The organism is Thalassoglobus neptunius (assembly GCF_007859735.1).
GTDB lineage: Bacteria > Planctomycetota > Planctomycetia > Planctomycetales > Planctomycetaceae > Thalassoglobus > Thalassoglobus neptunius.
This window is the reverse complement of record NZ_SIHI01000013.1, coordinates 40,137-64,700: the sequence shown is the minus strand read 5'-3', so window position 1 is coordinate 64,700 and position 24,564 is coordinate 40,137. Positions and strand designations below refer to the sequence as shown.

The following is a 24,564-nucleotide window of genomic DNA, read 5'->3' as shown; positions in this document are numbered from 1 at the left end:
CCCAATAGTCTGTTGTAACAAACGTGACCAACAGTCTTGCTGGTACTGGATCATGCCCCCGGACGCATTCATCACAGGTGAGTACCGTCGATCGCTGGACGATCGATTCCGACTCACTCTGCCGACGGATTTTGCGTCCGCTGTTTTAGGCGACGATGGTCAGACAATCCTGGCGAAGGAACGTTACGGATGTCTCAGCTTGTGGAAAGCTGCCGACTGGCGTCAGCGGATGAGCGATGGCGTATCGCTGATCCGCGAGAAGATCCGCACAGGTCGTATGGAGCAGAGATGGACCGACGTCCAACGGCTTGGGCGGCTTTTGTCGACCCGATCATCTGATGTCAAACTGGCGAATCGGTCTCGCCTCTTGATTCCGGAAGGTTTTCGAGAATTCCTCGACGTTCCCAAAGGGGGAGATGTCATGATCATCGGTGCTGTCGTTTGTGTCGAAATCTGGAAGCCCGAAGCCTGGCTCGAACAACTACGAACAGATATGCCCGGATTTGGAGACTTGTTTAAGGAACTCTCCAGCTAGGGCCGCTCACATCGAACACGTCAACGAAGTCCTCTGATGGCAACTCGCCATGAGATCGACGCCTGCAACACCAAACAGATTTTCTGTTGGTTGATTTCCCTGCTTTCAGTGCATACCCGGCAGATGGGCGAGAGTGACTTACTCAACACCTCTCCGAGTCCCCACTCGGTAAAAATGGATGGAAAATGGCAAGGACGCCCCTTTCAATCACCTGCCGGGTATGTTTTTCACACTCTCACAATCTTTCGTCTTCTCGCGGCTGAAGAATTCGCTAACGAAATTGAGCGAACCTTTCTCTTTATCTTTTAGAAATCCGCACGAGTCTTCGCAGTTCTCATCGAAGGCAACTCTTTCAGACTTGTGCAGCGAATTGCTGAAAATGGTCCTCTCGGATCACCAATAATCACTGCTCGAGAAGGCAACGCTTTCCAAAGCAGTTGTTGCATTCTGTCTCCGATTCGCCAGCCTTCGATATTGAAAGCCAGCCGGGCGACCACGAAATCTCGAGGTGAAGTGCCGATTTCAGTGTCTTGATTCCACGTGCTTCCGTGGCAGCAGGGGCTGCTACTAAATGGCTCCTTACGCCCTCAAAACGCTCTCAATACTGCCTGCCGCGAATAACGAAGCACCATTCTGGCCCAATGGAGGACTTCAGATGCGACTGCGACAGGTGAGACGCTCTCAGTCTCTCCGGTAAAACTGATCCGTGACTTGAATGAAAAATTTGCATCATTTCAAAATCGTTCGAAATTCGATTTGAAGCATCTTGACGCAAACTGCCGGTCAGGAATATTACTCACTCTCCTCTCTGAACCCACCTCAGTCTCATCTCTCACTTAATCACCTAACGCCTCCAATCATCATTTCCGCAGCGGTATGCTTCTCACATACCAGCTCAGCTGTTGGCATGACTGGTTGGTCGCGCAGACAGGAATCTCATGTCTGTTTCAACCCCACCGGCGACCATTCGCCCAACCGGACGCGTCGTTGCGTGTGCAGCAGATCCCGCTGCTCAGCGACAACTCGAACTTGCAATTCGCAGGAACGGGTATGACGCAATCGCCGTTTCATCACTGGAACAACTCCGCGATCTGGCACTCGACGAAGAAATCGCAGCTGCGGTCATCGACGAACCACAGTCGATCGAACAAGTTCAGCAACTCGATTCAGAACTTCGTCGCCTTGATCGACCGACGCAACTCGTTCTGCTGCCTTCAATCGGCCAGCGAATGAGTTTGCCGAAGTCTCTCACCTGCGAAGTCGTGGATCCTCCACTCACTCCAGAACGAATCGGACGTGCGTTGTTCGCAGCTGTCGGGCGGGCACAACTCATTACTGAGAACCTGGAACTTCGACAGAAACTTGAAGGCCGGATGTTTGACGGACTGATCGGATTCAGCGGTCAAACTCGCGAAATGCGAAACCAGATTCACTTCGCTGCCGAGCACGATCAACCAGTGCTTGTCGTTGGCGAAGTCGGTTGCGGAAAGAGCGAAGCAGCCCGTGCCATTCACCTGACCCGATCCGGTCCCAGCAAACCTTTGCTGACCATTCGCTGCCAACTGCTGACATCAGCAGCTGTCGAGAAAGAACTGTTCGGCGACGAAGATTGCGAAGGCCGCATCAGTGCTGCTTCCGACGGAACGCTGGTTTTGGAAGACATTGATTCACTCACGCTTCCTGTTCAGGCGAAACTGGCAGCGGCGATTCGTAACAGTGCTTACAAGCGTGGCGAGAATTTTGTTCCCGTCCGATCACGAATCATCGCAACGTCATCAGCGAACTTACGAAAGCTGTGTGCGGAGCAAAAGTTTGACCTCCGACTTGCCGAACTTCTCGAACGCAATGTCATCTCCGTTGCTCCACTTCGTGAGCGAATCGAAGATGTCGCGTGTCTTGCAGAACACTTCCTGCAACAGGCGAGTGTCCGGGAAGGACAGCATCCACGACGCTTGTCTAACGAAGCCTTGAATCGCCTCGAAACTCATAACTGGCCAGGCAACGTCCGGGAACTCGAAAATGTGATGAACCGAATCTGTTCCCTTGCGGGTAACTCGGACGTCACAGTCGAAGAACTTCTCCCATGGCTGGAACAATCCGAGGACTCGGCTGAAGCTCCCGGAATGACTCTTCGCGAGATGGAACGCAAGCTAATCGAAGCAACCTTCAACCGCTTCGGTGGGAACCGCGAACTGACGGCCAAGGCACTGCAGATTGGAATCAGAACGCTCTCCGGAAAACTCAGAGAGTACGGATACCCACCACGAGGAGGCCCCGGATCAAATCGTAAACAAGACCGGGCTGCTTGATCCTCAATCAAGACAGCACACAGCCGTTCGAGCATTGCTCGGACGGCTTTTTTCGTTTTGAAAGTTGCGTTGCCGAACACACATCCTCGAAAACCCAAAAAGAGAAGGACGTTCGCCCAAGCTGGCCAACGTCCTTCTTTCATGACTCTGATTGTCGCGACCAAGTGAAAAGCCATCGTCGCTGAAATCACTCAGCGACGACTGACGAACACTTGCCTGTTAAAGCGTTTTCTGTTTTGGTTTGCACTCGCACGAGCGAACTCAGCCTTCTGCCTGATGAATCAGCCTTCTGCCTGATGAAAAAGTTCAAGCGAGTGCACTGGATAGAGCAACTTGCTCTATTCGATGTTGAGTGAAAGCCAACCGCTCTCGGCAACGATCGAAGTGATTCGCAGCTTAATGATCTTGCCCTCTTGTTCGAGTTCGAAGACCGCATCAATTTCCTGTTCGGGAAGTGATGCTTGAATCTTCTGTCGCATCACATTCGCTCGAGCCACTTGTTCAGCAATGTTGGAAGGCCGTTCGACTGGCTTCACGCCCACATTGCCTCGAGTGAGAATCACTTTGTCGTCAACGACCGAAGGACTCAGTGGGACAGTGATGATTTGAGTGGGAATGCTGCCTTCTGCACCACGGTCCAAACCAGCTCGGATCGTCAAAATCACTTCACCTTCGATGATCTGAAATCGGATCGGATTCGGTTCGTCGAAGACAAACATTGTTCCTTCGCTACTTTCATCCGGCTCTCCGAGATCGACATCGCGATCGAGAATCTTGCTCAGACGTTCTTCAATCATCGCACGAAGTTCGCCGTCACTCAGCTTCTTCTTGCCTTCGGTTCCCAGTTCCAGTCGGTTCGATCCGTTGCTGAGAAGGGTCTCGTGAACTTGAACGAGAATCCCTTTCGAAGATGCTTTAATTCCAGGATTTGGACGTCCGCCGCCGAGTTCAGTCGGATTCGCCAGTCGTGTCGATCCGTGAATCTGCGAGCTTGTGCTTGAGTACTTAATCGCGTCGGGATAAAGACCGTATTCCCGAAGCGGACCGTACAGGCGGTTTTGCAATTCCATCGACGCTTCAGCGAATCGGGAATCGACTTCTCGATTCAGCTCGGCACTCACTTCTTCCTGAATACTTCGTTGTGTGTACCCGTTCGCCTGTCCCATGCGTGCGGAAGCTTCTCGCATGGCGATTCGGTCGGCAATTCCACCGAACAACCCACCGCTGAACCGAGTGCGTGCTCCGACCGGGCGGTTATTTGCACGAACAGAGACGCTGGCGGGACGAGTCGAGAACTCATTTCCATCAAAGCCAACGCTTTTAACAGCATTGAAGGTGTGGTATCCGGTCGTTTGAATTGTTGCCTGACTTGTCGATCCGAACGAATTCGTACGCACGACTCCATTCAAGTTCAGCTCAAAGCGGGCTTCATTGGTGCTCGGCTGAATGTTGACCGACAGGTTGACGTTGGAGTTCTGGTTTCCAACAACACGAGCGCCCATGATGTAGTCATTGATCTGCGAGGACTCGTTTCGGGTCTCTCCGATCACCTTGTTCAGCAATCCTTCGGAGATCGCCAAACGAAGATTGTAGTTGAGGAAGTGAACGGCGAATGCAGAAGACAAAGCTTCTCCCCCATCAGGGGCGGTCAGACGAATGGCGTCGAACTGCTCTCGAAGCGATGCAGCCAGTTCGGGCGTAGGCTCGTCGTAGTATTCGTCGACAGTTTCAAGAAACATCCCGAGTTGCTCTCGGAGTTCAAGCTGTGCTTCAGGGGAAACAGGTGCAACAGCCGCTTGCACTGCAGCGAGTGCATCTTCCAATTGCAGGAACGATTCACGGCTCATGAATTCCCGAATTTCATCCCCGTATTCTTCTCGGGTTTCGAGCTGAGCTTTGACCTTATTGACTGTTTCGATCGATTCTTCGTTCGTCGGTCGGAAGTTTTGGAGTTGGCTGGATTTCGCCCATTTCAGCCAGGCTTGTCCGCCACGCACGGAATTCATATCCCGGCGGAAGTTGGCAAGTGCGGATTTGAGAGTCTCAGTCGCTGCCTGAGTTCGAACCTTCAGAGCAGCTTCTTCGTCGATGGTCAGCGTTTCGAGAACCGCTTCTGCCAGATCAACGCGAGCAATCAAATTGGAGTAAAGAGGACCGATCTGGTCATGAATCGAGCGATATCGAGAATCCTCGAGCGCCTTCTCCATGGTGTTCAGTTTGACACGGACCCGCTTCAGAGCGGTTTCCTGAGCTTCGAAAGTGTCGTTTTCTCCTTCATAGAAATCCGTGACAAACTGCCCGGTTTCCAGAGTCCACTCTTTCCAGCTCTCGTCAATTTCTTCGCTGAGATCCTCGAAATCGGCCGGGCTCAAGCCGTCGGGGGCATAGGCTGCCATCAGCCCGGACAGTCCCACTGGCTGCGGAGTCTCGTCTTGATACGCCCAGGTTTGCGTTGCTGCCCAAACTATGATTGAGCAGCAACCTGCGATCCAGAGAAATTGTTGACGCATTGGCATTTGTTCCACCGTCGCTCCATTAATCCCCAAAGCGTGGTCATCACGACTCGAAGAGACTCTTCCTAGTTATCGTCCACTTCGCTCCGTCGACGTGGAATAAATGTGTGGCTGCGAGAATCGTTCTCAATCGCTAAAAACCACCTATTTTCGGTCAGCATTCTAACTTGCGTAGGCAGACTATTCAAACAGTCCCCTTTCGGATCGGCGTCCGTTGATCGACGGAATGTCGAAACAAAACTCAGCTGGAGACCAACATCCGAATTCGCCTTTACGCGGTTTTGCAAAATTTGCTATCACTTGTCGGTGCAAAGATGCACTTTCGAACCACCCATCCTCCGATGGGATTTCAATGATCCGGGAAAGGATTCCCCATAATGCAGAACCTGATTGTGAAGTCCCTGGTTCTGATGGGCGTAATTGGCGGCAGCTGCTTTGTGGTCTGGAAAGCCCACGAAAGCCTGCAGAAGAACGATGTTGAACCTGATCCTTCAGCATTTACAGCCCTCAATTCTCCTTCTGAAACAGAAAACGAGACGCCCAAAGTCGCTGGGAATCTCTTTCAGGATGTTGAGATTGATTTCTCCGATCAGCTCGACGAACGTGCCGATCAGGAACTTGAGCCGACACTGGCTGAATCGGTCCCGGAACCTGTTTCGAACTCTGATGTCCTCCCGAATCATCAATTTGCGCTTCTTGATCCGCTGAAATCCTCCGATGAGCCAGCGAATGCACCGGTTCCATCGGCACCTTCTCCGGCACAAACCGAGGAGAACACGCGCGAAGAGGAATATTCCGCGACCGACGGCAATAGCGGTCTCGCAGAACTTTCTCCCGGGCTGATCCAATTTCGTTCGGAAACCTCTCAAGAAGCAGAACCGAGCGAGCTGGTCCATATCGAGGCAAGCCCCGTTCCGTTAGAAGACCCGTTTAGTCAAGACGATACCAGCGACACTGTCGACGCTCCAAGTATTGCCAACTCCGACGCGCCCAACGAATTGATGGGGGCTGTCACGCCAGCTGCGAATGAATTCCCGGAAGGGGGATTCCCGCAAAGTGTCGAATTTGCTGTTGGAGAATCCAGAGTAGAAGCAGATGTGTTCCCGATTGATACCGGAACGCCTGCTTCACCTGCCGATTCAGAATTCCCATCATCAGAAAAAATCGTCGAGCGTCCGGCTCCACAAGAAAATGTGTACCCGTTGAGATTCTTCAATGGTGTCGCGGCGAAAGCCAAACGCGAAGCCGAAGCGGCTGAGAAAGAGAAAGCTTCTCAACTCGATCAAGAAAACGCTTCAGAAAATTCACCGGAAGTTGCGACGAACAGCGAGTCAGACGAAGAGACTTCCGAAGTCATCCCGTTCTCGCTCGAAAACAACACGCGAACTGAAGCGAGCAACAAGTCGAGTTCATTCGGTCCTTCGCATCAAAAACAGCTTCCTGAAAACTCCGAAATCGAAACAATCAGCTGGGAAGACTCACCTGCCGAACAAGATTCCGTGACTCCCGCTTCCGCCGATGTCCTTCCATCGCCGAAGACTTTGCCCGGTCTCAGTGTGGAAGCACCTCCTCAACTCGATGCGTTGCCTGTTTCAAATCTTTCAGCGAGTGAGCCACTCTCGACGAATTCAAATCGCAGCCTGCCCATTGAGACCGCTGAGACGCCAAACTCTGGCCCTGCTCCAACTCTCCCAGGACTCGATCGTCCCGTCGATCAAGAAATGACTTCGCTTGCGGTGCAACCGGAGACTCTCGATGTCGGAACGAATGACGAACTTCCTGCGTTCCCCGGCCCAGGAGTTCCGCAACCGGAAGGAAACAACGAGCCGGTCACATCGTTCGCGCTCACAGATTCGCCCAATCCGTTCGCAAAGTACGAAAACACCGTTCCCGCAGCAGCAGAAGTTGGGGGAACCGATGATGTTCTTCCCGGCTCAACGACGCTTGCAGGACCTGCCAACGCACCAGCGGCAGAAGAAAACCCCTTCGCTCGTTCTCCCGGTTTGGAAATTCAGGAAGCTCCGACTTCGGAACCGCTCAACACCGCTCCTCTGAGTACAAGTGAAGAAGAAGTTGTTCCGCTCACTCTTCTCCCACCGGCCAATTCTTCTTCCCCTCCGGCTGATCCTTCGCCGAATACGCCGATTCCACTGGGGCAAGCGAATCCAATTGAAACAACGTCCCCAACACTCCCGCTCTCAACAGCGCCCCAGCAAGTCGCTGACGAAAGCGAGACGGAGGACGCATTGCCAGTCTGGCCGAACCCACAAGAACTGACCTTAGAAGCAGCCACTCCGAAGCCCGAAGAACCGAATCAAAACAACGCCCTCCTCAGTCGACCGGCACCGCTCGCCGAGCCTGCCGCGCCTCCTCAGTCTTTGCCTGAGCCGTCTGGAGAGCTTGATTTGGTGATGCCAACTCCACTGGCGACACCTCCAGCTCGAGAGCTTCCGACGATCAATCCCGGCCGAGCTCCGGAAATCAGCAACCCCTATTTTGGTGAACAAGACTCGAGCCCCACTCGTGAAACACCTTCCGGGAACCTCTCAAGCGGCCCCGGAACTTCGGGATCGGATCTTCCGCAAATCATTCCACGAAACCGAAGCCGGATGGAACTTCAAACCGACTCGGGGAGCACGTCGTCAGCGCCTCCAGGTCCGTTCGAATTGATCGAAGCTCCACAAAATCCCCCAGTGAAGTTTGCTGATGGAAGCAACCAGGGACTCCAGGAAGAACGGCTCTCTCCGTCCAGTCTCGAATCTTCCCCAACTCCCCGGAAACTCGCCCTGCCCACTGATCGCATGGCTCCCGTTGCTCCGTTTTCCTTCGGCGATGAAGCAGGTGCAGATCTCAACATCGGAAACCAACCGCTTACGAATATTCAGGAAGGTGAAGTCGCAAACAACATTCCTGACCCGCAAGCCACTCCGGAAGCGAAAGAATCTGAGTCGAACAACGAGTTAATCGGTCAGGGGACGATTGATCGAGACGTCAACGAAGGAGATCAAAGCCCGGAATTGACCATCGAGAAAAAGGCTCCAGCAAGTGCAACCATCGATGAGCCCTTGATCTACTCGATCCTCATCAAGAACGTCGGCGGAAGCCCGGCGAAGTCGCTCGTGGTCGAAGATCGCATTCCGAAAGGAACCAAACTGAAGGGAACGATTCCGCAGGCATCTCTGTCGAATGGAGTGTTGACCTGGGAACGTCCCGAACTTCAGCCTGGAGACGTTTGGGAAATTCAACTTCTCGTGATCCCGATGGAAGCTGGCGAAATTGGAAGCGTCGCAACCGTCTCTTTTGAAGCGGCCGTCGCAGCCAGAATTCGAGTGACTGCCCCGAAAATCGAACTGAAAATGCAGGGGCCAAAAGAAGCTGTGACTGGAAAAACAGCAACTTATCAGATGACAATCACAAACTCGGGAGAAGGCTCTGCCAAAGAGGTCTATCTGAGAACAATCCTTCCGGAACTGCTCAGTCATCCCGGTGGACGCGATATTGAATACCGGGTCGGAGATCTTCCTGCCGGTGAATCGCGAAGCATCGATCTCGTTCTGACTGCAGAGGCAGCAGGAGTTGCGTCGTCTCAAGCACTCGTCACCGTCAACGGTGAAACACATGCGGAAACTCACTCGGACCTGCGCATTCTCGATTCTCGAATCGGTTTGATTCAGAGCGGCCCCAAACGAGGATTCGTGGGACGCCCGATCGAGATGACTTCACGTGTGACCAATCTTTCAAGTCAAAGACTGAGTAACGTGAAAGTGATCGAAAGAATCCCTGTCGGACTTTCACCCGCGCAACCGCTTCCGGGTTGGGATGCCGAGAAACGTGTCCTCATTCGCAATTTCGAAGTTCTTGAAGCTGGTGAATCGAGAGATCTGAAAACGCCACTTGTTCCCGATCAGGCTGGAAGCCTTTCTCTCAGCTTCGTTGCCCGAGACGACGAGAACAACATTGTCGAAGCTGCGTCAACACTCGAAGTCAAAGGCTTCGCCGATCTCGACATTGATGTCCTCGGCCAGAATCAAACAGTCCTCGTTGGCGATCAAGTCTCGTTCCGCTTGAAGCTCAAGAACGACGGAACTGCCGCTGCCGAGAATGTTCTTACTCAATTCGTCATCCCCGACGGGCTGACGTTCACGTCCGCAAAAGGTCCCAGCCAATACCAGGTCCAGGGAAATCGGATTGTGTTCCAACCAGTTGCTGAGGTTGGGATGGGTGACACGCAGGAGTTCGATATCGTCCTGACTGCAGCAGGTGCCTGTAACTCCAAGGTTGGCGTTGAACTGATGACCGCTGATTACAGCGAGCCAATCCGTTTCGAGAAACCAGTCCGAGTTGTCGGCGAAACCCCATAGAACAGGTTGCTTTCCATGTCCGCTCGCTTCAGCAGTGTGAACGGTGCTGGGGTGAGTGCGGCGAAAGCATGACGCTGGCTCAACGATCGATTTGAACTTCAACTTGAGATCCGATCGGGACGTTTGGCCACATCTTCCCGACTTGCTCAACGTGGACTTGAATCGTCGACTTGTTCAGAAGCGAGCAATGCTGAGCTTGCGGTGCGATCATGGTCACTTTTCCCGATCGATGCTGATTCCCCGGGAAGATCAAAACAAGTTTCTGATCGATCGGAAACGAGACAATCTCAGTCGACGGAACGTTCACGAGAAGGTAACGGTGTGCATCGTCGAGAAGTTCAACGATCGGTGCTCCTTCGGAAATCCGTGCCCCGACGCGACTCTGATAAACGCCAACTCGTCCAATGGACGGAGAGTGCACAGTCAGGCTCTCTTGTTGTGCACGCAGCTGGTCAAGCTCTGCTCGAGCACGGTTGAGAATCGCCTCCGCGACGTCCACTCCCTCAGTCCGACGGACTTTCGCAGGCAGTGCATCGCGAAGCTGTTCAAGCTGCTTTTGACGCAAATCACAGATCTCAACCTGAGCGGAAGAGACTTCGGCCGCGTTGCTCGCCAGTTCCATTTCCAGAATGGTTGCCATTCGATCCGAAGGCTTGGTCGCCCCGTCAACAATCAGCGAACTGACGAACGATCCTTCGTTGTCCGCCATGACCAGTTCCTGACCGGCAAGAATGTCGTTAAGCATACTCTGCTGCATTTCGAAGTTGTATTTCTCCTTCAGAAATGTCGCTGATTGCAGCTGGATCTCACAAATTTCCGAATCGAGTGCGCGTTGTCTCCAGGCAAGTTCCAGTTCCGCAGCTGCGAGTGCCTGACGATGTTGAAATTCGAGGGCATCGATTTCGCGGGTTTTGGTCGCCACAGCTTGTTCGAGAGTGTCGTCCACAATGCGAACCAGTGGTTGACTCATTTCGATACTGGCCCCTTCTTCGACAAGAAGTTCGGCCAACACTCCGTCTGCGGGGGATGTAATGTAGGTGGTCCGAGCCATCAACGTCCCCTGGCAAACGGGACCGCGCGGACGCTCTACCCAGTAGGCCAATCCGATCCCAAGAGTGAGCGCAACGATAGAGAAGAACGCGATGCGTCGGGGAGGCGCAGGCAACTCGGGACAGGACTCGAATGAATGAGTCATGGGCATGGGCGAAGATAAAAAGAGGTGGATGGGTAGCGCTCCGTCTGAGTTGAAAAATCGGAAGCGAGCCCTGTCTGTCTGACGCTAGAGACGTCAAATTCCTGCATTCCAATGAAAATTATGCCGTTCGAACGTCCTCAACGGAAACTTCAACTCGAACGGAACGACCTGCAAATGTTCACTAAGTTCTCTGATCGGAATCGACTGAGTCTGAAATTCCTGATGCTGATTCGTTTTGGCAAGAATCAATGGTCTGCTATTGTGTGGGATCAGAAATTACGCAGTCTCAACTGGCTTGATGTCGAACGAATAGAGGAATTGTTATGCAGGTAATCGAAACAGTCACCGGGCCAGGAATGCCGCTGTTGCTCGACGATATTGATACAGATCGAATCATCCCGGCGCGTTTTCTTCGATGTGTCAGCTTTGAAGGCATTGGCGAACACGCTTTCAAAGACGATCGGGAACAGGACGAATCGCATCCGTTCAACCATGAAGCCCACCAGGAAGGAAAGATTCTGATCAGCGGCCGAAACTTCGGTTGTGGATCGTCGCGCGAACATGCACCGCAATCGCTCATGCGATGGGGAATTGAAGCAATTGTCGCGGAATCCTTCGCAGAGATCTTCTTCGGGAACTGCACATCGCTCGGAATCCCGGCCGTCACTGCGTCTCGCTCCGAGCTGGAACGCATCGCCGCTGCCGTCTCCGCAAATCCCAAACTTGAACTGGAACTCAATCTCCCGAAGAATGAGCTCACTTTTGGCGAAGAAGTGATTTCCGTCGAGATGCCGCAAAGTGCTCACGAAGCGCTGACCACCGGCAAATGGGACTTCCTCGCCCAACTCCTCGATCGACATCCTTCGATCAAGGAGAAACTCGAATCTCTTCCTTACGTCAAAGAATTCGTCGAGCACTAAGCGAGATTCATGGTTTTCGCGTGCTCGCTCGAGTTGTGATTCCTCCTTTTTCGCCGCGACCTGTTGCTCGCCACTTAACATGATGAAACCAACGATGAACCCGAGAGACTGTTCCGTTCATGAGGAAGCGCATGCCCTCAAGGATTGGGCCGTCGTGTGTGAAGCACTTCGTTCGGGTCATCAAAGTGTTCTTCTGAGGACCGGCGGAATTCGTGAAGATCACGGGGAGTTCCGGATCAAATCGGATCGGTTCTGGTTGTTCCCCACGCGTTTTCATCAAACCGTTGAACTGATCACTCCGGAATTTGCAGAAAAAATGCCCGGGAACGAAGTCCCCATCGCTTCGTCAGCCACGGCGAACGAAATTCCCATTCAAGTCTTTTGCGAAGTTCAGATGAGCTGCTACATCGACGATTTGTCTCAGCTATCAACAATTCGCAATCTGCATGTGTTGAAAGACGAAGTGACTCACCAGCGGTTCGAGTATCGGTCGCCCGGGTTGACGGCACTGTTTGTACGGGCTTTTTCCTTTCCGAAACCGGTCCTCGTCGAACACACCGACCAGTACGATGGCTGCAAGAGTTGGTTAACGCTGAGCGTTCCTCTCTCTACAAGTGGATTAAACGCGGTTCTCTCTGACGAGGAATTTGAGCGTCGCATTGATGAGTTCAAAAGGGCAACCGGTTCGTCGATGCGTCTTCACCACCCGTCCGATTAACAAATCCCAGCGACGGGAAACTTTCAGAAAGTTCTCCCTTCTTTGCTTTCACTGGGGAATCGAATGTTGGAGAATTCGGCGCCGCCCAGATCACAACTGGCGGAGCAGTGTTCATCGCCCCAATTCCTGAATTCTCTGGAAACGATCTCTCAACCCGACTGACCAGACTGTCGCCACAGCAGCTGGATTTCGGATCGATTCCCGAATGCGTTTCGATTTGATCTCGCAATCCCGATGAGTGTTCGGTATCGCGTGACAACACTTCAGCCCGGTTAGAGTAGATTTGGAATTTCGCCAAACATGATCGATCCTGCAAACTCCTGGACCACAAGTGACTCGAACGATTTGTACGAGGTCAACAGGTGGGGCAACGGCTTCTTTTCCATCGGCCCGAATGGTCACCTGCTCGTGCACCCGGACCGCAATAAGGAGCGAGCCCTTGATCTCAAGAAGTTGATTGATCGGCTGCAGGTCCGAGGTCTCGACCTGCCGATTCTTCTGAGATTCAACGGCATCCTGAAAGAGCGGCTGACCGAAATTCGCGACGTCTTCGCCAAAGCCATCAAAGAAAATGACTATCAGGGGCAATACGCCTGCGTCTACCCGATCAAGGTCAACCAGCAGCGAGAAGTCGTCGAGAAAATTGTCGAATACGGTCGAGAATTCGGATTCGGTCTCGAAGCTGGTAGCAAACCCGAATTGCTCGCAGTGGTCGCGATGACGGACCCGTCGATGCCGATCATTTGCAACGGCTTTAAGGACGACGAGTTTATCGAAATGGCGATGCTCGCGCAGAAGATCGGACGAACGGTTCTTCCGGTCGTTGAGAAGTACACGGAACTGGAACGAATCCTGAAAATTGCCAAGCAGGTTGGTGTCCGTCCTCGAATCGGAATGCGAGTGAAGCTGGCTGCCCGCGGGGCGGGACGATGGCAATCTTCAGGCGGCTACCGCTCCAAATTCGGCCTGACCGTCAGCGAGATCCTGAAAGGGCTTGAGCTGTTGGAAAGCCAGGGAATGCAGGACTGTTTTAATCTGCTGCATTTTCATCTTGGCAGCCAGATTACAAACATTCGACAGGTCAAAGCTGCGATCACAGAAGCCAGCCGAGTGTATGTCGATCTTGCGCGACGCGGGGCCGGACTCGAATACCTCGACGTCGGGGGAGGACTGGGTGTCGACTACGATGGTTCGCAGACGAATTTTCAGTCGAGCATGAATTACACCCTCCAGGAATACGCCAATGACGTGATCTACCACATTCAAACGGTCTGCGACGAGACCGGGGTCGATCACCCGATCATCCTTTCGGAAAGTGGTCGCGCAATTGCAGCTTTCCATAGCGCCTTAATTTTCGGAACACTGGGTGTCACCCGACAGGGTGATGTCGAAGCCATTCCCCCTGAGATTCCGGACAACTACGAACAACCTCTTCACGACCTGATGTTGACGTATAGTGAACTGACTCAGAGGAACGTCCAGGAGAGTTATCACGACTGCCAGCAAGCCATTGACATGGCGATGAGCCTCTTCAGCGGGGGATACCTGCCGCTCGAACAACGAGTGCTCGCAGAGAATCTCTTCTTCGCGATCTGTCGAAAGATCACACGGCTTCTTGAGGATCTGGATTACATTCCCGAAGAACTGACTTCCCTGCCCGGAATGCTTTCCGATTTGTTCTTCTGCAACTTTTCGCTGTTTCAATCAATGCCCGACAGCTGGGCGATCAAACAACTCTTCCCGGTGATGCCCATTCACCGACTGGAGGAAAAACCAAGCCGGCACGCGGTCCTGTGTGACATTACCTGCGATTCCGACGGCAAAATCGACACGTTTATCGATCGACGTGATGTCAAGAAAACCCTGCGTCTGCACGAGTTTGATGGCTCACCTTATTACCTCGGGGCGTTCCTGATCGGAGCCTACCAGGAAATCCTCGGCGACCTCCACAACCTGTTCGGCGACACCAATACCATTCATGTTGATCTCGATGAGAACGGCAGAGTGATGCTGGAGTCGATCATCAAAGGAGAGACCGTCAGTGAAGTGCTTGAGTACGTTCAGTTCAATGGACGCGAACTGATCGATCGACTTCAGATGGCCGCCGAAGCCGCTGTTCGAGAAGGACTCATCGACAATGCCGAAGCAGGTCGACTGATCAAATTCTACGAAGAAGGCCTCAACGGCTACACGTACCTCGAAGGGCTTCAGGAATAGAAGAGCAAGAGCAGCTTAGCTCTTGTCGGTTTCGGGTGTTGGAGCTTGATCACTACTTGCGCTCGGCCCGCGAAAGGCAAGTCGAAAGACATCCGGCTGACGCAAACCGAGTGCGATCCAGGCGACAACCCCAATGATGATCGGAACGAGAAACGGATCTTCAATCCGCACATGCGTCGCAGTTGCTCCGCCGAGATAACCAGCAAGTAAAATGGCAGCGACAAACGCAGTGTGAGGAATCAGGAACAGGATCGCGATCACAACTTCGACAATGCCGATGGTATGCATCACGTCTTGCTCCCATCCCAGCTTGTCGAACATCTCCGCCTTCCCTTCCCATTCAGTAAACTTCCCCATGGCGCTTCCAAAGACCAGAAACGCCACCAGAAGAATACTCAGGACCCATCCCACAATTCGGAGGTTCTTCGAACTCATCGTTCACCACACTTCGATCGACTATGTAGACTGTGACTGTTCACCGACGTGGATGATATTGCGTGGCAGCATCGTCGTCGATGGTCTCTTTCTCGCGACTTCTTACAGTGCCTTTTTAACGACCTCTCTCATGCTCTGCATTGTCGGGAACGTCCGGCATTCCTTTCAACGCATTCCCTCGAACGGGTTGCATCCTCGCTTGTTGGCTTGTGTACGTGCGCTTTGATTCGATCGACCGCGTAGCGCCATTGGAACAAGTCCTCGCGAGAAGAATTTCGCTTCAGCTCGTTTCGAAATCGACGTCGTCAATTTCACACAACGTCGTGAGCAACGAGTAAGTTTGGGCAATTCTCGAAAACTCGGTAAACCGTTGTCTGACTGCAATTTGCCTCACGATTTTGCATTGATCCACGGATTGCAGAGCCCTCCACACGTCTTGAACTGAGAAGAGTCATGCATAGGATGAAAGTAATGCGCTCATTTCCATTTGAGCGATTGCATGAAGTGAATTAACGACCGGAGGTCTCTCATGAAAAACTTTCTCATCGCAACAACTGTTGCCTCAATGTTCATTCTGACTGGAGTCAGCGACACGACAACTGCCGAAGCTGCGCCGCCTCGGCGCGTGTTACGAAATCGAATCGAACGTCGATTGGATCGGTCTTTCGATCGTGGGTATCGAGACGCACGGCGAGACTATCGCCAATTCGACCGGCAACTGGATCGACGTTTCGACAACCGCTACGACCGAGGACGCTATTACGGACGTCGACCGTATTATGGTCCCCGCTATCGGAACGGTTACATTTCCACCCCGTATTTCTCGTTCGGCTTCTAGAGGAAGTTGCTCTTTCCTGTGCACTCGATTGAACTTTTTCATCAGACAAAAAGACTGAGTTTGCTCGTGCGAGTGAGTGCAAACGAAAACTAAAAATGCTCTCATCGACTCTTGGAGCCAAGCGGAACGGCAATTGAAAAGCCCGCTGCTTTCGTCCTTCATTGAAGTGACCTAAGCAGCGGGCTTTTTGTGGATCGTGCAGCAGCGCACTCTGCTCACTCAGCGAAAATGATCTTTCGTCGTGACGCAAAGTTCCCCTAATCCGGGAAACCATGAATCGCCAATGCGACGGCTCCGAGAACGCCCGCTTTTGCCCCGAGTTGTGACTTTTCGATCCGGATATCATCGACGGGGAATAGTCTTCCGACTCGGGTTTCGACGTCTTCACGAATACGGTCAAGAAGAAGCGGACCGAGATTGGCCACGCCGCCGCCGATAACAACGAGATCCGGATGGACCGTCGTCACGACATTCGCCACGCCAATCGCAATATCCGAAGCTGCGTTGAGAATGGCATCGCGAACAGCATCATCCTGATCGGCGACCTGCCCCATCATCTCAACATCGACTCGGCCCGGCTCACCATCAACCAAATCATGAAGATTCGGGGCCAGCCCCATCAACATCAGTCGAATTCCTTCGGCAGCGAGAGCCGTTCCACTGGCGAGAGTTTCAAGACATCCGTGATTCCCGCATCCACACAGGGGACCTGTCCGGTCAATCGTCTGGTGTCCGAGTTCTCCCGCTGCGCCCAGCGGCCCCAGTCGCAACTTGCCATCGATGACAATCCCACCACCGATGCCGGTTCCGATCGCGATGAAGACCATCGTCTTTGCTGCTGGACCTTCGCGAAACGTCAACTCACCGAGTGTCGCTGTTCGCACATCATTGAGAAGAAGAACTCGACACTGAATCTGTTCAGAGAGAATCGCAGAGACTGGAACGTTCTTCCAGTGCGCCGTCATGTTCGGAAGGTAACGCGTTTCACCGGCGTGAAGATCGACGAGTCCGGGAAGTCCCATTCCGAGCGCAACGAGTTGTGACTCCCCCAATTCTCCAGCGAGTTTCAGGACGAGATCACCAATGCGCTTCAGGACTTCCTTCGGACCGTAGTGAGAATCGGTATCAATCGTGCCCTCACGCAGGACGTTGCCATCCTGGTCCGCAAGGGCACATTTGACCGTCGTTCCTCCAACGTCGACACCTGCAAAAATCTCAGGCATAGTCCCCTGCCAATTCATCACGAACTTTTTCGAGCAGCTTCTTCGTTGCTCGGATTCCTGCGTACTCGTCGAGTTGATGACCTTCGTATTCGATTCCGACGAATCCACGATACCCGGCGTCCAGCACGATCTTCATGATTTTCAGGAAGTCCGTTCTGGTGTCGTTTCCGTTGTCATCGAAGTCGTAAGATTTTGCACTCACCGCGTGTGCAAACGGCATCAACTCTTCCACACCTTGATAACGGTCGTACCAGTTATCGTCGCTGATTCGGAAGTTTCCGAAATCTGGCAGCGTGCCGCAATGCGGATCGTCGACGCGTTCCATGACGGTTGAGAGCCAGGCAGCGTTCGAGGAAAGCCCACCATGATTCTCAACAAGAATGTTCAGCCCCAATGGCTTTGCGAAATCTGTCAGTTGAGCAAGCCCATCGGCCGCATACTCGATCTGCTCGTCGTATGATCCTCGGCTGGCTGCGTTGACTCGGATGGAATGGCAACCGAGGAACTTGGCCGCTTCGACCCACTTCTTGTGATTGTCGACGGTCTGGCTGCGTTTGTTTTTATCTGGATCGCCGAGTTGTCCTTCTCGATCGACCATGATCAGCAGGCTCTGCACGCCTTGATCTTCAGCCCGCTTCTTCATGTCGGCCAGGTAGGATTCATCCTTGGCCTTTTCGAAGAAGAACTGGTTCACGTATTCGATCGCACTGATGTCAAACTCGGTTTTCGCAACTTTAGCGAAGTCGAGATTGTCCATCTTCTTGTCAAAAATGGCCTTATGAAGAGACCATTGAGCGAGCGAGATCTGATAGAGCGGCTTCTTTTCCGCTGACAGGGCAAACTGCGGAAGAAGAGCAGAAGCTGCGAGTGCTGCAGTTCCCTGAAGAAACTGCCGTCGGTCGAGCGATGTAATCATTGGGACACCCGTTCATGGTAAGGATGTTTGTCGAGAAAAACGCTAGGTCACGATGGACGAATTGCAGAACATTGTCAATTGTGCGGTGTCTCTCAGAAAGAGATTTTCCGCCGGATGACGCAAAACATTCGTTTTCAACGGAGCGTCATGGCCATCGCTTCAACGTCGGCTGGCTTCTTGTCAAAAGTTACTTATGAGTCGTTGTCAGAGCGTCTGATGCGCAAAATCCCTGATCACGGATAAGAAATTCTTCAGGAACCCGCTCAAGAGCTAGGGGCTCCCATTTTGATGCGAGCGACTCGTCCGTAAATCCCGGCCCCGCCAATATAAGGGGCGAGCTGCAATTCCGTCGGGAGCCAGACGGCGTTCTGAACGCGCTGGTCAGGAAACTTCGCAACAGCTGGCAGTTTGGGTGTCGATGCTTGTTGATATAAATCTTCACCACACGGATGAAGATAGAGCCGCTTCCGGACGATGAGGTCAATCAGTTGATCCACGAGTTCGCGGCCAATCCTCGTCCAGATGACGACTTTCGGATCGGATCGAAAGACGAGTCCGTATCGGCCAGACACTTCCGTATAGTCAGCGAACTCGTTCAGAAGAACATCCCACGTCACTCGTTCATGATGACGGAGGAACTCGATAATGGCTGCCGGAATTTGTCCGTACTCCGCGAGTTGTTTCCACTTCAACACTTCTTCAGCTTCCGCAGCGGGCGTTTCTCCGCGTCGGGCTTCCTCTTCCATAACTCGAATCACCCGATGATCAAGCGTTGCAGGTCGACACCGTGTTCTCGCCCATTCGCGCAGCTGAAAGATTTCGTCTTCCATCGTAATCGACAGCGGAACCGTGCGCTCAATGGAGTCCTGCAAGTCTTCGTCTGAGAGAATTCGCTTCTCCGCGTAGGAGTCGATGATTGCGGAGTTCACAAGCGTTTCAATCTCTGCCCCGCTGTATCCTTCCGTCGCATTCGAGTGGGAATCGAGATCAAACTGCTCCGGATTCCAACCGCGCTTTTGAAGATGGATTCGGAAGATGGCGAGCCGTTCTTCATAGGTTGGCAGATCGACAAAGAACAAATCATCGAACCGGCCCCGTCGAAGCAGTTCCGGCGGGAGTGACTCAATGCGATTCGCTGTCGCGACGACGAAGACTGGATGCGTATGTTCCTGGAGCCATGTCAGGAATCGTCCCACGATCCGCGATACCGTCGGATCCTGAGACTCGTTTCCAACGAATCCTGCGAACGCTTTGTCGATTTCTTCAATCCACAACACGGCAGGCGCGATCGTTTCTGCAGTCGAGAGAACATCTCTCAAATTCTGTTCTGAAACACCTCGTCCTGATTCCAGCAGGTCGCCCAGATCCATTCGAATCAGTGGAAACTTCAGCATTCTGGCAATCGCCCGGGCTGTCAGACTCTTTCCACAACCTTGAACGCCAGCCAGCAAAACTCCTTTCGGATTTCCGATGTGCCGATTCTTCGCATCGGTTGAAAAAGCTTCGGATCGATTCGCAATCCATTCCTTCAACCCGTCCAGTCCGCCGACGTCATCAATGCCTTCATCGAGTGCCACAAACTCAAGCAAGCTCGCGCCCTGAACCACTTTTCGTTTCTCGGAAATCAAACTTGCGAAGAGTTCATCGGTCAATCCGTCCGCTCCTCGCAGTGACTTCACCCACGCTTTGCGTGCTTCGTCAGCAGTCAACCCGAGAACTGAACGGACCAGCGTTTCGCGGTCCGCCTGTTGAATCGATGTCGCAATCCCCGATTTCGGATCGTCCAGAACCGCTTCGAGAATCTCGTGCAAATCATCTTCATCAGGCAGCGGAAGATCGATGATCGACACATCTTTCGAAATCTCTTTCGGGATGGTGTCGACTGTCCCCAAGAGAATCAGAGTCTTTTGCTGACCGGGCAGGACCGGAACCAGATCTCTCAACTTGCGAATGACATACGGATCGTCGAAGCAGAGATGAAAGTCTTTCAGAAGAAAGAGATGCTGGCCCGGATAGTCATTCTGAATCTGAGCCAGAAAGGCAACGGGATCGACTCTCTCGGCTCCAGCTTCTGAACCTGAAGACTCTGAGTCAGCGACAACTCCGCCGGTCATTGACCAACTCACACACGACCATCCGAAATCTGCGGCGAGTCTCCGGAACTCCTGCTCCCAGCGTCTCTCTTCGTAGGTCCGCGTCACCAGCAACGGATACCCAGCCAGAATTCGGTCTGACAAATCGTCAATCACATGTGCAGCGACCATCAATCACTCAGTCTGTGGAATTTCGGAAACGAGAGATGATGCAATTTCGAAACATCGATCATTAAAGCGAGAGTTGAACGGGACCCTCAAGATGTTTGTAACTCATGACAAGACAACAGGAAAGAGCCGCTTGTCACAGCGTATAATTCGCATTCTTCGCAGCTCGGCACGCTGTCCGCAAAACTCTTCCGATCCTGTCAAATCTATATCTCAATTCTTGAGGTTCTATCGGAATGTTGTTTTCTTCATCTCTCTCATCAATCCGTGATCGTTTCTTCACAACGAACTACGGCTCGACCATCATTCTCAAAGCATGCGGTTTCGTCGAGGAACATCACGCGCGCATCCTGAGCGCGGAAGATGGTCAGGTTCGCGTTCGAATCGGTTTTACGATGTTTGAACAATTCCTCTACAACTGCCCTCGAATGAGACCTGTTGACGTCATGTTGCGCGTCCGTCATCTGGACGATCATGAAGAAGCAGGTGAGATGAAAGAACTTCTTCCCGCCGCCAAGTGTTCACAGGTGGATGTGGAAATCCTCCCTAAATCGGTCGGTTGGAGTCAGCCTGAGTTCGAACAGTTCTCAAGAAAACTTCTCTGGTCGCTCCGAAGCCATTTCGTCTCCCCAGCATAATCGAGAGATCGCTTCGGCCTGTAAAACACAGAGTGCCGTGCAACGACCAAGCTTGTCTACAAACGAGAATGCTGGACTACAATTGAGGAGGAATCGCAACCGGCGGTCGAAACAACTCAACCGAAATCGGAGGCTGCACACCTTCGATGAGATCGGAAATCAGAACCGCTGTCGCTGTCGACTGGCAGAGTCCATCACGGAAGTGGCCGGCGGCGACGAAGAGATTTTCGAAGGTGTCAATCGAACCGATCGCTGGGATTCCGCGCACTGCTCTTGGACGTAGACCAGCCCATGATTGGACAAACTTCGCCTGCGCCAATTCGGGGAAGAGGCTGTTGGCAAATTCCATGAGGCTTGCGACTCCCTCCGGAGTCGTTTGCTTCACATACCCGACATCCTCCATCGTCGATCCAATCAGGACGTGCCCATCATCGCGGGGAACGATGTACCGTCGACGATCTTCGACAATGTGAGCGATCGTTCCCGGATCGGTCTTCAACAGAACGATCTGCCCACGCACCGGTTCCACTTCGAAATTGACGGAAACGGACTCCAGCAGCTGGGTTGTCCAGGCACCGGTCGTAATCACGAATCGATCAGCGGAGAAGACGTCTTCTTCTGCTCTCACAGCCACGATTCGTTCACCAATCGCTTCGATCTGATCAACAGAACAATTCTCGCGAATGGTCACGCCCGTCGACAGACACGCTGCTTGAAGTGCTTTGACATGTCGGGGGTTTCGAACCTGTGACATCGTCGGCAATGCGAAGCCCCAAGTGAGTCGATCCGACAATCCCGGAGCGTATTCGAACAGGTCGCTCCCTTTGAGTTCTTCAACGGGAACGTTTTCTTTCTCCCAGAGAGCTTTCTGACTGAGTAGTTCCTGCTCATCGTCGAGCGAAATCTGCAACGAGCCCGAATTTCGATATCCGTTATCGAGTCCGGTTTCGCTCAAGAGTTCTTCGGAGAGTTTCGGCCAAAGCGAGGCGGACAATCGAACGAGCTCGCGGATTTCCTGAGGACCATGGATCTGCCCCGGAGGCAACATCCCAGCTCCGGCCCATGACGCTTCCTGGCCGACCCGGTTTTTCTCCAGAACGCAGACCGACATTCCTCGACGCGCCAGTTCGTAGGCTGCGGTCAATCCGATCACTCCGCCACCGACTATTACGACATCCGTCATCCATCTCTGAGCCGCGCACGGCGACTCTCCTCTATTCGTCGTTCGAAATTGCAATCATACAGCGACAGTACTGCAATCCGAATTAGACCATTTCCGCGGTTCGACTGCACTCACCCGAACTTGTTTCTTTCGATGGATGCAACGTTTTCTCAAATTGAGAATGTCGGTACGCGAACAGACGAGAGAGCGAATCTAGACACGTAAAGAAGTGAGATACCCTCGAGCAATTTGACCGGCATCAGCCCCGTAAGCGTCGCGGAACGCTCGATCGGCGCTCAGTCCGTTGCGGAATCCCTGAATGAGTCTGGCAAACTTCCCGGGTCCGCCTTGATCGAGCAGATATTGGACGAGAGTGTAACCAACCGGGCCGATTGTCGCGGGGGAGAAGCTTCCGTCTGCGAAGACGTCCTCCGGTTTTCCGAGAGTCGGAACGAGACTCCCAGCTGTCTGTTTCATTTGAAGAACATGTGGCCCGGTTCGCACGCCCTTCATCGCCATCATCACCCCGGTTCCGCTGACGACCCAATCCGGAAGAGCTGTTCCGGACTGTTTGAGGTAGGCTCCTGTCAGGTGCTCGATCAAGAGCTGCTCCGTCGTTGGGAGATCGCTCTCATCGTCACCTCGATCCTGAAAGGCGATGTAAGCATCTTCATGCGATGCGGTCACCTTGGAGTGTCCGCTCATCTCTTGATCCGCCCGACGCATTTCGACGACCTGATTGAATTCGTCGTAGCTGAAACGATCCTTGAGAACGAAAATGGCCAGCTTTCCACGCCATGGGAGGCCTTCTCCCCCAAACATCTTATGGAGTTTAGAGAGTTGCTCTTCGGCGTCTTCCGCGACTTCTTCCAAGCGATCCTGATCGACATTGCCCACGACCAGAAAATGCTCGGAATCGAAACTCTCTCGAGGGTCGTTGGGAACGGATCGTCTCAGTTGTTCCGTCGTCCGCTCAAGGCGGTGCGCGATCATTTCTTCATCGGTTTTTGAGCGAAACTGTTCTGCAAGCATCTCTGCTTCAGATCGAACGTACGTGCGAATGTTCGTCCTGGGGTCCGCTCCATCGAAGGTGTTTCCCTCGGCGAACCACTTCTTCATATCTTCGTAGTTCTGACGAGTAATACGTCCCTGCCCCTGTGGCATTCGGGGAAGCTCAAGACCGCCTACGAGCCGGAAGAACCGGCTGTTTTCCATATCTCCGGGGATGATGACTTCGCCGCTGTCTCCGCCTTTCATCAGATCGAAGAATGTCTCGACAGACAGCCCACCGGACTTATTTCGAGAGTTGTGACAGTTCAAACACAGGTTCGCCATCCAGGGAGCCATATCCTGCGTGAACGACACTGTTTCCGTGCCGGTTGGTTTCGGAATCTGAACGTCCAGCGTTTCCTTCTGATGTTCATAGATCAAATCCGCAAGAGTTGCCTGCGGGCTGCCGAAGTCGAGTTTCGCCCCCTGAGCAATCCACTGCCCAACAAGCATAATTTCGTCTTTGGACAGAGGTTCCCCGCGCGCGGGCATTCTCCCCCGTCCTTCCGGTGCGGAGAGCCGCGCGATGAGCAGACTTCTTGCCGGTTGCCCCGGAATCAGCAGGCTTCCGGACTGGCCGCCACGTCTCCAGCCAGCGAACGAGTCCAGGCGGAGGCCGTTTCTCGGATTGTTCGCACCGTGACATCCCAGACATTTCTGGTCGATGATCGGAGCAATGTCCTCGACGAAACTGACTTCGGATTTCGTCTTAGAAGGTTTGCCGGAAGATTTGTCCATGAGCCCTTTTTGACGCTCAAGCTCCGACTGAATCGCTGCAAGCGCGCGGTCATCTTCACTGATGCCTGCCTCTTCGATGATTGCATCGAGTCGAGACTCAACCTCTTCAAGAGTTTGTTCCGCCTCTTCGACTTTGTCCCGCCGAAGCATCGAGCCGACTCGAGAAACAGTCCGCTTTAACGATGCGATTTCCCGCCGATGCTCTGTCGTCAACTCTGCAGAAACGTCCGAAGAGACCAAAGCGAGGAGAACTGTCCCGCAAACAATCATCGCGAGGGAACGGCCCCGGCGATTCTGAGAAGTTGTGGAAAGAGCACTCGCTTGGAAAGAATGAGATCGTTTTCGCCCTGATTGTTCGTGCGATTTCGCGAAGACCAATTCAAAAAATGCTCTAACCATCATGAAAATGCCTGCACCTTTGGCGATTCCGAATTCATTTCTTAGCCACTGACTGATCGATCATATCGTTGAACGCATCAACCAGTTCGCAAACGATGGAGAATTTCTCCGTTCATGTCTCGTTTTCACAGCGAAA

17 protein-coding genes are annotated in these 24,564 nt (G+C 53.0%); 9 read left to right on the top strand and 8 right to left on the bottom strand.

The genetic code is table 11. The features are described from left to right. Nucleotides 1–52: 52 nt before the first annotated feature. From KOR42_RS16905 to KOR42_RS16895, 3 genes are all read left to right on the top strand, one after another. Nucleotides 53–535, top strand: a complete 483-nt coding sequence (locus tag KOR42_RS16905) for a division/cell wall cluster transcriptional repressor MraZ (protein ID WP_146511024.1) — start codon at nt 53–55, stop codon at nt 533–535. A gap of 36 nt (nt 536–571) precedes the next feature. Then, nucleotides 572–844 (top strand): hypothetical protein, encoded by a 273-nt coding sequence (locus KOR42_RS16900; protein ID WP_146511023.1) that lies wholly within the window; start codon nt 572–574, stop codon nt 842–844. A 629-nt stretch (nt 845–1,473) separates the two neighbouring features. Continuing rightward, nucleotides 1,474–2,844, top strand: a complete 1,371-nt coding sequence (locus tag KOR42_RS16895) for a sigma-54-dependent transcriptional regulator (protein ID WP_146511022.1) — start codon at nt 1,474–1,476, stop codon at nt 2,842–2,844. Between the two features lie 338 nt (nt 2,845–3,182). Here KOR42_RS16895 and KOR42_RS16890 read toward each other — a convergent pair whose 3' ends face one another. Beyond that, the gene (locus KOR42_RS16890; protein WP_146511021.1) at nt 3,183–5,354 is read right to left on the bottom strand and encodes a hypothetical protein; all 2,172 of its coding nucleotides are present in this window, start codon (nt 5,352–5,354) and stop codon (nt 3,183–3,185) included. 380 nt (nt 5,355–5,734) lie between these two features. Between KOR42_RS16890 and KOR42_RS16885 the strand changes: the two genes are divergently transcribed. After that, nucleotides 5,735–9,718: a DUF11 domain-containing protein gene (locus KOR42_RS16885; RefSeq protein ID WP_146511020.1), complete on the top strand. Its 3,984-nt coding sequence runs from the start codon at nt 5,735–5,737 to the stop codon at nt 9,716–9,718. Nucleotides 9,719–9,797: 79 nt separating this feature from the next. Here the strand turns inward: KOR42_RS16885 and KOR42_RS16880 are convergent, their stop codons facing one another. Continuing rightward, nucleotides 9,798–10,913 (bottom strand): HlyD family secretion protein, encoded by a 1,116-nt coding sequence (locus KOR42_RS16880; protein WP_146511019.1) that lies wholly within the window; start codon nt 10,911–10,913, stop codon nt 9,798–9,800. Between the two features lie 323 nt (nt 10,914–11,236). On the opposite strand from KOR42_RS16880, the gene KOR42_RS16875 reads away from it, so the two are divergent. The 3 genes from KOR42_RS16875 (at nt 11,237) to speA (ending at nt 14,768) form a co-directional block, all read left to right on the top strand. Continuing rightward, the gene (locus tag KOR42_RS16875) at nt 11,237–11,833 is read left to right on the top strand and encodes a 3-isopropylmalate dehydratase small subunit (protein WP_146511018.1); all 597 of its coding nucleotides are present in this window, start codon (nt 11,237–11,239) and stop codon (nt 11,831–11,833) included. Between the two features lie 94 nt (nt 11,834–11,927). Then, on the top strand, nt 11,928–12,551 hold the full coding sequence (locus KOR42_RS16870; RefSeq protein ID WP_197441285.1) for a DUF1802 family protein: 624 nt from the start codon (nt 11,928–11,930) through the stop codon (nt 12,549–12,551). Nucleotides 12,552–12,851: 300 nt separating this feature from the next. Further along, nucleotides 12,852–14,768 carry a biosynthetic arginine decarboxylase gene (gene speA, locus KOR42_RS16865; protein WP_146511016.1) on the top strand — a complete coding sequence of 639 codons (1,917 nt, stop codon included), beginning with the start codon at nt 12,852–12,854 and terminating at the stop codon, nt 14,766–14,768. Between the two features lie 15 nt (nt 14,769–14,783). Here speA and KOR42_RS16860 read toward each other — a convergent pair whose 3' ends face one another. Then, nucleotides 14,784–15,203: a DoxX family protein gene (locus KOR42_RS16860; RefSeq protein WP_146511015.1), complete on the bottom strand. Its 420-nt coding sequence runs from the start codon at nt 15,201–15,203 to the stop codon at nt 14,784–14,786. Between the two features lie 529 nt (nt 15,204–15,732). On the opposite strand from KOR42_RS16860, the gene KOR42_RS16855 reads away from it, so the two are divergent. After that, nucleotides 15,733–16,041 (top strand): hypothetical protein, encoded by a 309-nt coding sequence (locus KOR42_RS16855; protein ID WP_146511014.1) that lies wholly within the window; start codon nt 15,733–15,735, stop codon nt 16,039–16,041. A 257-nt stretch (nt 16,042–16,298) separates the two neighbouring features. Here the strand turns inward: KOR42_RS16855 and KOR42_RS16850 are convergent, their stop codons facing one another. The 3 genes from KOR42_RS16850 to KOR42_RS16840 form a co-directional block, all read right to left on the bottom strand. Then, nucleotides 16,299–17,264 (bottom strand): ROK family protein, encoded by a 966-nt coding sequence (locus tag KOR42_RS16850; protein ID WP_197441284.1) that lies wholly within the window; start codon nt 17,262–17,264, stop codon nt 16,299–16,301. Continuing rightward, nucleotides 17,257–18,180, bottom strand: coding sequence for a sugar phosphate isomerase/epimerase family protein (locus KOR42_RS16845; RefSeq protein ID WP_146511012.1), 924 nt, complete (start codon nt 18,178–18,180; stop codon nt 17,257–17,259). The genes KOR42_RS16850 and KOR42_RS16845 overlap by 8 nt, the downstream gene beginning before the upstream one ends. Nucleotides 18,181–18,443: 263 nt before the next feature. After that, nucleotides 18,444–20,444: an AAA family ATPase gene (locus tag KOR42_RS16840; RefSeq protein ID WP_146511011.1), complete on the bottom strand. Its 2,001-nt coding sequence runs from the start codon at nt 20,442–20,444 to the stop codon at nt 18,444–18,446. A gap of 233 nt (nt 20,445–20,677) precedes the next feature. Between KOR42_RS16840 and KOR42_RS16835 the strand changes: the two genes are divergently transcribed. After that, nucleotides 20,678–21,079, top strand: a complete 402-nt coding sequence (locus KOR42_RS16835; RefSeq protein ID WP_146511010.1) for a P-loop NTPase family protein — start codon at nt 20,678–20,680, stop codon at nt 21,077–21,079. Between the two features lie 76 nt (nt 21,080–21,155). On the opposite strand, the gene thiO is transcribed toward KOR42_RS16835, so the two are convergent. Further along, entirely contained in the window at nt 21,156–22,262 is a 1,107-nt protein-coding gene (thiO, locus tag KOR42_RS16830) for a glycine oxidase ThiO (protein ID WP_146511009.1), read from the bottom strand. 192 nt (nt 22,263–22,454) lie between these two features. Beyond that, nucleotides 22,455–24,179, bottom strand: coding sequence for a c-type cytochrome domain-containing protein (locus KOR42_RS16825; protein WP_197441283.1), 1,725 nt, complete (start codon nt 24,177–24,179; stop codon nt 22,455–22,457). Between the last annotated feature and the right edge of the window lie 385 nt (nt 24,180–24,564).